The 11,986-nt window shown below is 67.9% G+C and carries 11 protein-coding genes; 9 read left to right on the top strand and 2 right to left on the bottom strand.

Going from position 1 to position 11,986, the window contains the following annotated elements; genetic code table 11:
• Window positions 1–63: 63 nt before the first annotated feature.
• Window positions 64–1,317: an MFS transporter gene (locus tag AC1DIN_RS02010; protein WP_476808486.1), complete on the bottom strand. Its 1,254-nt coding sequence runs from the start codon at window positions 1,315–1,317 to the stop codon at window positions 64–66.
• Window positions 1,318–1,411: 94 nt separating this feature from the next.
• On the opposite strand from AC1DIN_RS02010, the gene AC1DIN_RS02005 reads away from it, so the two are divergent.
• The 5 genes from AC1DIN_RS02005 (at window position 1,412) to murB (ending at window position 7,153) form a co-directional block, all read left to right on the top strand.
• Window positions 1,412–2,275, top strand: a complete 864-nt coding sequence (locus AC1DIN_RS02005) for a LysR family transcriptional regulator (protein ID WP_476808485.1) — start codon at window positions 1,412–1,414, stop codon at window positions 2,273–2,275.
• A gap of 126 nt (window positions 2,276–2,401) precedes the next feature.
• Complete coding sequence (locus AC1DIN_RS02000) at window positions 2,402–3,535, top strand: FtsW/RodA/SpoVE family cell cycle protein (protein ID WP_476808484.1); 1,134 nt, start codon at window positions 2,402–2,404, stop codon at window positions 3,533–3,535.
• Window positions 3,536–3,537: 2 nt separating this feature from the next.
• Window positions 3,538–4,641, top strand: a complete 1,104-nt coding sequence (gene murG / locus AC1DIN_RS01995) for an undecaprenyldiphospho-muramoylpentapeptide beta-N-acetylglucosaminyltransferase (RefSeq protein WP_476808483.1) — start codon at window positions 3,538–3,540, stop codon at window positions 4,639–4,641.
• A gap of 15 nt (window positions 4,642–4,656) precedes the next feature.
• A complete protein-coding gene (murC, locus tag AC1DIN_RS01990) occupies window positions 4,657–6,063 on the top strand; it encodes a UDP-N-acetylmuramate--L-alanine ligase (protein ID WP_441469691.1) in 1,407 nt (468 codons plus the stop codon).
• A 163-nt stretch (window positions 6,064–6,226) separates the two neighbouring features.
• Complete coding sequence (gene murB / locus AC1DIN_RS01985; RefSeq protein WP_441469690.1) at window positions 6,227–7,153, top strand: UDP-N-acetylmuramate dehydrogenase; 927 nt, start codon at window positions 6,227–6,229, stop codon at window positions 7,151–7,153.
• On the opposite strand, the gene AC1DIN_RS01980 is transcribed toward murB, so the two are convergent.
• Complete coding sequence (locus tag AC1DIN_RS01980; protein ID WP_476808482.1) at window positions 7,128–8,015, bottom strand: EamA family transporter; 888 nt, start codon at window positions 8,013–8,015, stop codon at window positions 7,128–7,130. The genes murB and AC1DIN_RS01980 overlap by 26 nt on opposite strands.
• A 117-nt stretch (window positions 8,016–8,132) precedes the next feature.
• Here AC1DIN_RS01980 and AC1DIN_RS01975 point away from each other — a divergent pair, with 117 nt between their 5' ends.
• The 4 genes from AC1DIN_RS01975 to ftsA all read left to right on the top strand — a co-directional run bounded on the left by AC1DIN_RS01975 (window position 8,133) and on the right by ftsA (window position 11,933).
• On the top strand, window positions 8,133–8,630 hold the full coding sequence (locus AC1DIN_RS01975) for a MarR family winged helix-turn-helix transcriptional regulator (protein WP_476808481.1): 498 nt from the start codon (window positions 8,133–8,135) through the stop codon (window positions 8,628–8,630).
• Window positions 8,631–8,722: 92 nt separating this feature from the next.
• A complete protein-coding gene (locus AC1DIN_RS01970) occupies window positions 8,723–9,637 on the top strand; it encodes a D-alanine--D-alanine ligase (protein ID WP_476808480.1) in 915 nt (304 codons plus the stop codon).
• 5 nt (window positions 9,638–9,642) lie between these two features.
• A complete protein-coding gene (locus tag AC1DIN_RS01965) occupies window positions 9,643–10,605 on the top strand; it encodes a cell division protein FtsQ/DivIB (RefSeq protein ID WP_476766282.1) in 963 nt (320 codons plus the stop codon).
• On the top strand, window positions 10,602–11,933 hold the full coding sequence (gene ftsA, locus AC1DIN_RS01960; protein WP_441469685.1) for a cell division protein FtsA: 1,332 nt from the start codon (window positions 10,602–10,604) through the stop codon (window positions 11,931–11,933). Before AC1DIN_RS01965 ends, ftsA begins: the two co-directional genes overlap by 4 nt.
• Window positions 11,934–11,986: the final 53 nt, after the last annotated feature.

Below are 11,986 nucleotides of genomic sequence, written 5' to 3'. Positions count from 1 at the left end.
GAACTCCGAAGGCTGCCTGCCGGCAGCGATCCAATAATCCACGTCGTCGACGGGTTCGTTGCTCTAACCGTTCGAACGCCCGAGCAGCCCCGTCAGCGGCAGCGCCACGATGACGACGGGCGCGGTGAGCAGTGTCCAGGCAGCCGCGTATCCGAAATGATCGACGATCAGGCCGAAGAACCACGGCCCGAGCGCCATCGCGATCAGGCAGAGCGTCGAGGCGAAGCTGACGGTCGAGGCCACGGATGTGGGCGGAGCCATCTCCGCTATCTCCAGCAGGTAGAGCGGGAACCAGCCGATTCCGAAGAGGCCGAAGGTGACCAGCACGCAGGCTGCGAGCCACGACGGTGTATCGCCCGGCAGTGCGGCGAAGATCGCGACGGTCGTCGCGCCGATAAGCGCGATGGCCGCGAAGGAACGGGGCCGCCGGCCGGGCCACAGCCTGTCGCTCAGCCAGGGCAGAACGATCCGGCCGGGAATGCCAGCGAGCTGCGCGATGGCGAACAGGCTGGCCGCGCCGACGATGCCGAGGCCGAGGGAGCCGGCCATGTAGCCGATGGCGTGGGCAGTGAAGGTGAACTGGAAGGCGGACATCGCGATGCCCAGGCGCAGCACCGGCCAGAACCGCGGGTTCAGGCCGACCGTCCGAACCAGCGCGCGCAATGGCAGCGGCTTGTCGCGATTGCCTGCGCCGGCACTCTTCTGTTCGCCTTCCCGGTAGAAAGCGAGGAACAGCAGGCTGCCGAGCAGCGAGATGCCGGCGCTGAACCAGGCTGCCGCCGGCAGGCCCGCATGGACGATGAGCAGGGGCAGAAGGGCGGCTGCGATCATTGTTCCCAACGGGACGGCGGCCTGCCGAAAGCCCGTCGCCAGTGCGCGGTGGCGCGGCGGGAACCAGCGCATGATGGCGCGCGTACCGCCCGGCTGCACCGCTGCATAGGTGCCGCCGAGAAAGGCCATGCAGAGCAGAAGGCCGGTCAAGCCCGTCGCGAAGGAAGCCGCGGCCATCGCAGCCGCCATGCCCAGCATGGCGATGCCCACGACGATGCGCTCCCCGTACTGATCGATGGCCCGCCCGATCACGTAGATCGTCGCGATCTGCGTGCCGTTCATCACGGTGACCGCGAGGGAGGCCGAGGCGAGCGAGATGCCATAGGCATCGCGCCAGAAGGGTACGAGGATGTAGACGCCCTGCGAGACCAGTGAACCTGCCGTCTGGGTGGCCACGGCGACCGTCAGGACGGTCCAGATGTAGGAGTTGGTCCCGGCTTGCCGGGTATCCGGCGCGGATCCGACTGCGAGGGAGGTTCTGGGCATGGACTTCGTTCTCGGGTGGCGGCCGCACACGGAAGCCCGATTTTCAATGCGATCGGAACTGTCGGGTTCCGGATATCAATGATATCGTTCTGTTATGAATGCTCGCCGTTCGCTCGATCCCGAGGCCATCGAAACCTTCGTTCTGGCCGCCGATCTCCGGTCCTTCACGAAGGCCGCTGCGGTTCTCAACACCACCCAGGCGGCCGTCTCGCTGCGGCTGAAGCGCCTCGAGGCACATCTCGGCCAGCGCCTGCTCGAGCGCACGCCGCGCCGCATCAGCCTGACCGCGGCTGGAGAGCGCTTCCTAGGTCCGGCTCGCGAGTTCCTTTCTGCGCATCGCCGCGCCGCCGAGGCGCTGTCGGAAGAGGCCGTTTCGCTCAACCTCGGCGTGACGCATCACCTCGTCGGCCCCGAGCTGACCCGTGCGATCCAGGCCGCCGGCAAGCAGGCTGGCGGGGTGACGCTTTCGCTGCGAACCGGATTGTCGGGAGGGCTGCTCGAGCGGTTCGATGCCGGCGAGCTCGATGCGGTCATCGTCCTGCGCCATGATGCCAGCCGCCGCGACGGCGAGATTCTCGCTCAGGCTCGCTTCGGATGGTTCTGCGCTCCCGACTTTTCGCCGTTTCAGGGAGAGCCGCTGCCGCTCGCGGTCCAGAGGCCGCCGTGCAATCTGCGGAGCATGGCCATCGGTGCGCTCGACGCGGCCGGAACGCCATGGCGAGAGGCCTTCATCGGCGAGGGGGCCGCTTCGGTGGCCGCGGCTGCGGGCGCGGGCCTTGGCCTTGCCCCGCTGGCACGATGCGCAGCGCCGGCCGGGCTCGTCGAGGCGGGCTCGCGCTTCAAGCTGCCGCCGCTGCCGACGCGGCCCATCATCCTCCATTCGGCCGTGAGCAGGCTCCGTGCCGCGGCGCTGCTCAACGGCATGGCGGCGACGTTCCGCGCCGAGGCGCAGCAATAGCGGGCGGCTGTGGGAAGCCCGGCATTCCGACGCATCGGAATCAATCGGTTAACCATTCATTGACAGAGTGATTCGTCTCGCAAGGCGCGGCCTCGCCGCGCAGAATTTGTCGATGGGATGCCCGTCATGGTCTCGCGCGCGGAACCTTCTCTCAGCGGCCGCTGGTGGTGGTCGATCGACCGCCTGATCCTTACCGCCCTCGTCGCCCTGATGGTGTCGGGTGTCGTGCTGCTGATGGCCGGCGGACCGCCGGTGGCCGAGCGGCTCGGGCTCTCGACCTTCCATTTCGTCAACCGTCAGGCCGCCTACCTTGCCGGGGCGATGGTGATCTTCCTCGGCGTCTCGCTGATGACGCCCCGGCAGGTGCGGCGCGCGGCGCTGATCATCTATGTGCTCTCGCTCGCCATGGTGGTGGCGACGCTCTATTTCGGCGTCGAGGTGAAGGGTGCCAAACGCTGGCTGACGCTTGGACCGCTGGGCTCGGTGCAGCCCTCCGAGTTCCTGAAGCCCGCTTTCGTCGTGATGGCCGCCTGGGCCTTTGCCGAGGGCACCCGCCGGCCGGATCTGCCGGGCACGATCCTGGCGCTGCTGCTGCTGCCGGTCACGATCGTGCCGTTGGTGCTGCAGCCGGACTTCGGCCAGACCATGCTGGTCAGCCTGGTCTGGGCGGGGCTGTTCTTCGTCGCCGGATTGCACTGGTTCTGGGTGATCGGGCTCGGCGGCGTCGGCGCCGTCGGCATCCTCGTCGCCTATGAACTGGTGCCGCACGTGCGCGCCCGCATCGAGCGCTTCATGGACAAGGGCTCGGGCGATACCTTCCAGGTCGATACGGCGCTGGAGAGCTTCGCGCAGGGCGGCTGGCTCGGGAAGGGGCCCGGCGAGGGCACGGTGAAGCGCATCCTGCCGGACGCCCATACCGACTTCATCTTCGCGGTCACCGCCGAGGAGTTCGGCGTCGTCGTCTGCATGCTGCTGGTCATGCTCTTTGCGGTGATCGTGCTGCGCTCGCTCTTCGTCGCGCAGAAGGCGGAGGACCCATTCATCCGTCTCGCAGTCACCGGGCTCGCGCTGCTCTTCGGCATCCAGGCGGCGATCAACATGATGGTCAATCTGCACATGATGCCGGCCAAGGGCATGACGCTGCCCTTCATTTCCTATGGCGGCTCCTCGCTGCTCTCGCTCGCGATCGGTACCGGCTTCCTGCTGGCGCTGACGCGGCGGCGGCCGCGGTCGGTCGATTTCGGCTCGTACAGGCGCTGAGCATGGCCGCGGGCAAGCTCATCATGCTGGCTGCGGGCGGAACCGGCGGCCATCTCTTTCCGGCGGAGGCACTGAGCCACGCGCTGCACGCAAGGGGCATGCGCGTCGTGCTGATGACCGATACGCGCGCGGCCGAATATGCCGGCAATTTCCCGGCCGAAGCGGTCCATGCCGTGCCGGCGGCGACCCCCTCCGGCCGCTCGCCGCTGCAGAAGGCGGCGGCGCTGTTCAACATCGCCAAGGGTACCTTCGCGGCGCGGCGGATCATCCGGCAGGTGAAGCCGGACGTCGTCGTCGGCTTCGGCGGCTATCCGACGGTGCCGCCGGTGCTCGGCGCCTCGCTCGCGGGCGTCCGCACGCTGATCCACGAACAGAACGCCGTGATCGGCCGGGCCAACCGTTTCCTCGCCGGCCGGGCCGACGTGATCGCGACCGGCTTCGCCAAGGTCGGCGGTTTGACGGAAGCGCAGCAGACCAAGTGCCGCCATGTCGGCAATCCCGTGCGCCCGGCCGTGATCGAGGCCGCAGGCCATGATTATGACCCGCCGGGCGAGGGCAAGATCAGGCTGCTCGTCTTCGGCGGCAGCCAGGGTGCGCGCATCATGGCCGATATCGTGCCGCCGGCGATCCAGCTCCTCACCGAGGCCGAGCGGGCGCGCCTGACCATCGTCCAGCAGGCGCGGGCCGAGGATGACGAGCGTGTGCGCGGCATCTACGAGACGCTCGGCGTCCCGGCGACGATCGCGCCCTTCTTCAAGGACCTGCCGGCGCAGATGGCGGCGGCGCAGCTCGTGATCGCGCGCTCGGGCGCCTCGACGGTGGCGGAGCTCACCGTGATCGGCCGGCCGGCTTTGCTGGTGCCGCTGCCGGGCTCGCTCGATCAGGACCAGGCGGCGAACGCCGCCTTCCTCGAGGGGCTGGGCGGGGCGATCCGCATTCTCCAGCCGGAATTCACGCCGCGCCATCTTGCCGCCGAATTGTCGAAGCTGATCGCACAGCCCGCGCACTTGACGACGATGGCTGCAAACGCGAAGAGCGCCGGCATCCCCGACGCTGCCGACCGCCTGGCCGATCTCGTGATCGCCACGGCCCATTCTTCGAACTGATAGGATTTCGGGACCATGAAGCTGCCGCCGAAGCTCGGCTCCATCCATTTCGTCGGCATCGGCGGCATCGGCATGTCCGGCATCGCCGAAGTCCTGCACAATCTCGGCTACAAGGTGCAGGGCTCGGATGCCTCCGATGGGGCCAACGTCAAGCGCCTTGCCGAGAAGGGCATCACCACCTTCGTGGGCCACAAGGCCGAGAACCTCGGCGAGGCCGAAGTCGTGGTGATCTCGACCGCGATCAAGCGCGACAATCCCGAACTGCTCGCCGCCCGCGAGCAGCGCCTGCCGGTGGTGCGCCGGGCCGAGATGCTGGCCGAGCTGATGCGGCTGAAAAGCTGCGTCGCCATCGCCGGCACCCATGGCAAGACGACCACGACCTCGCTGGTCGCGACGCTGCTGGAGAAGGGCGGGCTCGACCCGACCGTCATCAATGGCGGCATCATCAACGCCTATGGCACCAACGCCCGCATGGGCGAGAGCGACTGGATGGTGGTCGAGGCCGACGAGTCCGACGGCACCTTCCTGAAGCTGCCGGCCGACGTCGCGATCGTCACCAATATCGACCCCGAGCATCTCGACCATTTCGGCACCTTCGACGCGATCAAGGCGGCCTTCCGCTCCTTCGTCGAAAACCTGCCGTTCTACGGCTTCGCGGTGATGTGCATCGACCACCCGACGGTGCAGGGTCTGGTCGGCCAGATCGAGGACCGCCGCGTCGTCACCTATGGCGAGAACCCGCAGGCCGATTTCCGCCTGATCGACATCGATCTCTCGGGCGGGCAGGCGAAGTTCACGCTCCTGATCCGCGACCGCAAGTCGGGCCGCGACGAGGTGATCCGGGACCTCGTCATGCCGATGCCCGGCCATCACAACGCGCTGAATGCGACCGCTGCGATCGCGGTTGCCTACGATCTCGGTATTCCCGTGCCTGTTATCCGCGAGGCGCTCGCCGGCTTCGGCGGCGTCAAGCGCCGCTTCACCAAGACCGGCGAGTGGAACGGCGCGCTGATCTTCGACGATTACGGCCATCACCCGGTCGAGATTGCCGCCGTCCTCAAGGCGGCGCGGGCCTCGACCAAGGGCAAGGTCGTCGCCATCGTGCAGCCACATCGCTACACTCGTCTCTCCAGCCTGTTCGACGACTTCGCCGCCTGCTTCAACGACGCCGATACGGTGATCGTGGCCGACACCTACGCGGCCGGCGAGGCGCCGATCCCCGGCGCCGACCGCGATTCGCTGATCGCCGGCATCAAGGCGCGCGGTCATCGCCACGCGCTGGCGCTGGAAGCGCCGGACAAGCTTGCCGGCATGGTGGCCGAGCTGGCGGGACCGGGCGATTACGTCGTCTGCCTCGGCGCCGGCAACATCACGCAATGGGCTTATGCGCTGCCGGGTGAGCTCGAGGCGCTGAACGGGTAACCGCGCCCCGCGTTCTCCGCCGTCATTCTCGGGCGAAGCGAAGCGCAGACCCGAGAATCTCGAACAGAAGAATGAGGGAGCCTCCTTCGACGAGAGATGCTCGGGTCAAGCCCGAGCATGACAACCTGTTCCGTCCCGGAACATCATGCTCTAAAGCGACGCCATGCCCTTCGAAGATCTCTCCTCCGACATCCGCGCCTCGGCCCCCGACCTGCGGGGCCGGCTTCTCGCCAATCAGGACCTCGCGGGGCTGACATGGTTCCGCGTCGGCGGCGCCGCGCAGATCCTGTTCACGCCGGCCGATGACGAGGATCTCGCCTATCTGCTCTCGAAGCTGCCGGACGACGTTCCAGTCACCGTGGTCGGCCTCGGCTCGAATCTGATCGTGCGCGATGGCGGCATTCCCGGCGTCGTGGTCAGGCTCGGCGGCAAGGCGTTCGGCGAGATCAAGCTGGAGAGCGGCGACCGGCTGCGGGCCGGAACGGCCGTGCCGGACGTCAAGGTGGCGCGTGCGGCGGCCGATGCCTCGCTCGACGGGCTCGCCTTCTATCGCGGCATTCCCGGCTCGATCGGCGGGGCGCTGCGCATGAATGCCGGCGCCCATGGCGGCGAGACCACCGATGTGCTGGTCGAGGCGCGCGGCGTTACCCGCAAGGGCGAGATCGTCACCTTGTCCCACGCGCAGATGGGCTTCACCTATCGCAACAGCGCGGCATCCACCCGCGACATCATCTTCACTTCCGCCCTGTTCCAGGGTCGGCCGGGCGATCAGGCGCTGATCCAGGCTGAGATGGACAGGGTGACGCAGGCGCGCGAGGCGGCCCAGCCGATCAAGGAGCGCACGGGCGGCTCGACCTTCAAGAACCCGGATGGCGGCAAGGCCTGGAAGCTGATCGATGCCGCCGGCTGCCGCGGTTTGCGGGTCGGCGGGGCCCAGGTCTCGGAGATGCACTGCAACTTCCTGATCAACACCGGCGGCGCGACGGCGGCCGATGTCGAGGGGCTCGGCGAGGAGGTTCGCCGCCGGGTCAAGGAGAATTCCGGCTTCGAGCTCCAGTGGGAGATCAAGCGGCTCGGGGTTGCGGCATAGCGGCTGTTGTGGCCGCAGCCCGGCGCGAGAGCAGCATTCCCGCGATCGTCGAACTCAGGATGATCGCGATGCCGAGGAGCTGGACCGCGCCCAGCCATTGGCCGAGCAGCACGGCGCCGAGGATGGTCGCGACCGTCGGGCTGAGCAGCCCGAGGAAGGCGACGCTGGCGCCGAGCGTGGTGATGCCCCTGACCCAGAGCCAATAGGTGAGGGCGGTGCCGATCAGGACGAGATAGCCAAGCCCGACCCCGTTCAGGGCGGTCGGCATCGGCGGCGGGCCTTCGACCAGCAGCGCGACCGGCAGCAGGATCAGCCCGCCGAGCGTGAGCTGCCAGGCCGCCAGCGCGAGGGCCGAGCCCATCTTGCCCCAGCGCTCGATCAGCACGGTTCCGGTCGCCATGGAGGCGGCGCTGGCGAGGCCGGCGACGATGCCGATGGCGTCTGGCCGCGCATGCGGATCGAGCACCAGCAGGGCGACGCCGACGAGGCCGGCGAGCGCGGCGAGGATCTGCCCGCGGCCCGGGCGCCGGCCGAGCAGCGGCCAGGCCAGCAGGCCGACGATCAACGGCTGGGTCGAGCCGACCGTGGCGGCAAGTCCGCCGGGCAGGCGCGCAGCGCTGACGAAGAGCAGCGCGAAGAATATCCCGATATTGGCGAGGCCGAGCGCCGCGAGCGGCAGCAGCTTGTCGCGCGGCGGCAGGCCCGCGCCGAGCGCCATCAACAGAAGGCCGGCGGGCAGAGCCCTCAGCGCGCCGACGAGCAGCGGATGATCCACGGGCAGCGTCTGGGTAAAGACGACGTAGGTCGAGCCCCAGATGCAGGGCACGAGGATGGTGGTCAGCAATGTCTTGTTCAGCGGCATGGCGGCCTCCCAGGCGCGTGGAGCTTGGCTCACGACAGCGCGGCTGCTAGCTTGATTTGATGTCAGATAATTCAATATCAAATTATCTGACGTGAAATTACTTGGCAAGGAGCAGCCATGAGTCAGCAGCGACCCCACGTTCAGGGTGGGCCGATGGATTCGATCCTGGCGCAGTGGCGGCGGGAGCGGCCCGATCTCGACACGAGCGTCATGGCGGTCTGCGGCGATCTCTGGCGGGCGGCCGACCGGGTGCGGGACGGCGTTTCGGCCAATCTTGTGGCCGATGAGCTTGATCTCGCCGGTTTCGACGTACTGCTCACTTTGCGGCGCCAGGGCGAGGGGCGGGCGCTATCGCCGTCCGAACTCGCGCAGGACATGATGATCTCGACCTCGGCGATGACGAACCGCCTCGACCGGCTGCAGAAGCGCGGGCTGATCGAGCGGCAGGCCGACCCCGCGGATCGCCGGGCGCTGCGCATTGTGCTGACCGCGACGGGCTTCGCGCTGGCGGACCGAATCGTTGCCTCGCATGTCGCGACCGAGGAGCGGCTGGTGAGTGCGCTCTCTTCGGAAGAGCGTGCACAGTTACGACAGTTGCTTGCCAAAATCGGTTGATTCCGAGCTCGTTAACGACCGCGAGCTTATGGTTAACGCGCTGTTAACCATCTCCGGCTGAGGTACGGCTATCGCGTCGAACGAGGGCCGGCATGAGCAAACACGTTGCAGTGCTGATGGGGGGATGGTCCGTTGAACGGGAGGTCAGCCTCAACAGCGGTGCGGCCTGCGCGCGGGCCCTGGAAGGGCAGGGCTTCCGCGTCACCCGCATCGACGTGCAGCGCGACATCGCCGAGGTGCTGGCGAAGCTGAAGCCGGACGTCGCCTTCAATGCCCTGCATGGGCGCTTCGGCGAGGACGGCACCATCCAGGGCGTTCTGGAGATCCTGCGCATTCCCTACACCCATTCGGGCGTGCTCGCTTCGGCGCTCGCGATCCGCAAGGACCGGGCGAAGACGGTGGTCAAGGCGGCGGGCGTTCCCGTCGCCGACGGCGTCAACGTTTCCCGCTTTGCCGCGGCGAAAAGCCATGTCCTGCCGCCGCCCTATGTGCTCAAGCCGATCGATGAAGGCTCCTCCGTCGGCGTCGTGATCGTGAAGAAGGGCAGGGAGCATCCGCCGCAGGAAATCGCCCGGCCGGACTGGCCCTGCGGCGAGATGATGCTGGCCGAGACCTTCATCGCCGGGCGTGAGCTAACCTGCGCCGTGATGGGCGAGCGGGTGCTCGGCGTGACCGAGATCAAGGCCGCGACCGGCGACTTCTACGACTACGATGCGAAGTACGCGAAAGGCGGCTCGATCCACATCTGTCCGGCTCAAATTTTACCGAAAATTTACCAGCAGATCGAAGAGTGTGCGTTAACGGCGCATCAAGCAATCGGATGCCGGGGCGTCAGCCGATCTGACTTCCGCTACGACGACGAGACCGACACGCTCGTCTGGCTGGAGGTCAATACGCAGCCCGGGATGACCGAAACCAGCCTGGTGCCCGAACTGGCTGCCCATGCGGGGCTGAATTTCGGTGAGCTCGTCAAATGGATGGTGGCGGACGCCTCCCTCGATCGGTGAAAGCGATGACGGCGAAACCCGTTTCAGCGCAGCGACGTAGCCCGGCCACGGTGCCGGCTGCACGCCTGCCGGTCCGGCACAGCGGGCCGCAGCTGCTCGTCGGCGAGCGGCAGGGCCGCTGGATGCGCCGCACGCGCCGCAGCGCCATCGCGGTGCCGCTGTCGCAGCGCGTGCCGAGCAGCCTCGGCACCTGGCTCGCCCTCGGCTTCCTGACGCTCAGCCTCGGCGCCGGCTTCGTCATGGGCGGTCACTGGCAGAACCTCCAGGACAATTACGGCGAGCCGCGCCACATGCTGGCCCGCGTGCTCGGCTTCGGCATCGACCGCGTCACCATCTCCGGCCTGTCTGGGCTCTCGGAGCAGGAGGTGCTGGTCGCAGCCGGCATCGATTCGAAGACCTCGCTGGTGTTCTTCGACGCCGACGAAGCCCGCAAGCAGCTGGAAGCGACGCCGCTGATTCGCGAGGCGGCGGTGCGCAAGCTCTATCCGGGCGAAGTCTCGATCGCGCTGACCGAGCGCGATCCCTATGCGCTGTGGCAGGTTAAGGGGGAGCTTTTCGTGATCGCGGCCGACGGCACGGTGATCGACAAGATGGACGACGGCCGCTTCGCCTATCTGCCGCTGGTCGTCGGCAAGGATGCCAACAACCGCGCTGGCGAATATCTGGCGCTGCGCAACCAGGCGGGTCCCTTCGCCCAGCATATCCGCGCCGCGACCCTGATCTCCGGGCGCCGCTGGAACCTCAAGCTCGACAACGGCATGGATGTGCGCCTGCCGGAAACCAAGCCGGAAGCGGCGCTGCAGCGCCTCGTCTCGCTGGAAAGCGATTTCCGCGTCCTCGAGAAGGACGTGCTCGCCATCGATCTGCGCCAGCCGGACCGGGTGGTGATGCGCCTCTCCGAGGAAGCGGCCGCCGCCCGCGCCGACCAGTTGAAGAGCAAGTCCAAGAAGAAGGGAGGCGAGGCATGAACCACGTCACCTCCCAGGGTCTGACACCTCGCATGCGTCCGCTGTCGTCGCGCAAGAGCGCGACCTTGTCGATTCTCGACATCGGCACGAGCAAGGTCGTCTGCCTGATCGCCGAATTGAACCCGGCCGAGGCCAATGAGCGGCTGCGTGGGCGCACCCATGTCGCCCGCATCATCGGCATTGGCCATCAGCGCTCGCTCGGCCTCAAGGGCGGCGCGATCATCGATCTCGAAAGCGCCGAGCGCGCGATTCGTGCCTCGGTCGACGCGGCCGAGCGCATGGCCAAGGTCGAGGTGCAGTCGGTCATCGTCAACCTGACCGGCGGGCGCATCGGCTCGCAGCATTACGCCGCGAGCGTCGATCTGCGCTCGGGCTCGGTCGGCGACAGCGACGTCAAGCGCGTGCTCGCGACCGCCGCGACCCATGCGATCCGCCCCGGCAAGGCCGTGCTCCACGCCTTGCCGACGGGCTATGCGCTCGACGGCGTGCCGGGCGTGCTCGATCCGCGCGGGCTGATCGGCGGCAAGCTCTCGGTCGACATGCATGTCGTCGCCAGCGAGGCGGCGGCGGCGCGCAACGTCATGCTGGCGGTCGAGCGCTGCCATCTCGAGGTCGAGGCCGTGGTGGCGACACCCTACGCTTCCGGCCTCTCCGTTCTGGTCGATGACGAGGCCGAGATGGGCGTCGTCGTGGTCGATCTCGGCGGCGGCACCACCAGCCTCGGCGTCTTCTCCGGCGGACATCTCGTCCATGCCGACGCGATCGCGGTGGGCGGCAACCACATCACGATGGACGTGGCGCGCGGCCTTTCCACCCGCGTCTCGGCGGCGGAGCGGCTGAAGACGCTGCACGGCTCCTGCATCTCCAGCGCCTCCGACGAGCGCGACATGATCGCCGTGCCGCAGGTCGACGACGACGAGCGCGACATGCCGAACCATCTCGCCAAGTCGCATCTCGTGCGGATCATCAAGCCGCGCGTCGAAGAGATTCTCGAATTGGTGCGCGACCGGCTGACCAATGCCGGCTTCTCGGCCCAGGCGGGGCGGCGGGTCGTCCTCACCGGCGGCGCCTGCCAGCTCACCGGCCTGCCGGAAGTGGCGCGCCGCGTGCTCGGCGGGCAGGTCCGTACCGGCCGTCCCCTCGGGATCAAGGGTCTGCCGGAAGCGGGCAAGGGCCCGGCCTTCTCGGCGGCGGTCGGCCTGCTGGTCTACCCGCAGGTCGCCCATGTCGAGCACTTCGAACCGCGTTCTGCCGGTGCGCGCTACTTCGCGACCGGAACGGATGGCTACTTCTCGCGCGTCGGGCGATGGCTGAAGGACAGTTTCTAGTGAGTTCGGCTCGTTCGAAGGGGCGAGCCACGGCGTCAAACGTAGTAATCGGG

The sequence above is a fragment of the Allobosea sp. 05T438 genome, assembly GCF_056396025.1.
This window is presented reverse-complemented; position numbering and strand designations above follow the sequence as displayed.

Bases quoted from the DNA above. Each gene is read 5' to 3' on its own strand.
- AC1DIN_RS02010 (WP_476808486.1), bottom strand. From the start codon at position 1,317: ATGCCCAGAACCTCCCTCGCAGTCGGATCCGCGCCGGATACCCGGCAA.
- AC1DIN_RS02005 (WP_476808485.1), top strand. From the start codon at position 1,412: ATGAATGCTCGCCGTTCGCTCGATCCCGAGGCCATCGAAACCTTCGTT.
- AC1DIN_RS02000 (WP_476808484.1), top strand. From the start codon at position 2,402: ATGGTCTCGCGCGCGGAACCTTCTCTCAGCGGCCGCTGGTGGTGGTCG.
- murG (WP_476808483.1), top strand. From the start codon at position 3,538: ATGGCCGCGGGCAAGCTCATCATGCTGGCTGCGGGCGGAACCGGCGGC.
- murC (WP_441469691.1), top strand. From the start codon at position 4,657: ATGAAGCTGCCGCCGAAGCTCGGCTCCATCCATTTCGTCGGCATCGGC.
- murB (WP_441469690.1), top strand. From the start codon at position 6,227: ATGCCCTTCGAAGATCTCTCCTCCGACATCCGCGCCTCGGCCCCCGAC.
- AC1DIN_RS01980 (WP_476808482.1), bottom strand. From the start codon at position 8,015: ATGCCGCTGAACAAGACATTGCTGACCACCATCCTCGTGCCCTGCATC.
- AC1DIN_RS01975 (WP_476808481.1), top strand. From the start codon at position 8,133: ATGAGTCAGCAGCGACCCCACGTTCAGGGTGGGCCGATGGATTCGATC.
- AC1DIN_RS01970 (WP_476808480.1), top strand. From the start codon at position 8,723: ATGAGCAAACACGTTGCAGTGCTGATGGGGGGATGGTCCGTTGAACGG.
- AC1DIN_RS01965 (WP_476766282.1), top strand. From the start codon at position 9,643: ATGACGGCGAAACCCGTTTCAGCGCAGCGACGTAGCCCGGCCACGGTG.
- ftsA (WP_441469685.1), top strand. From the start codon at position 10,602: ATGAACCACGTCACCTCCCAGGGTCTGACACCTCGCATGCGTCCGCTG.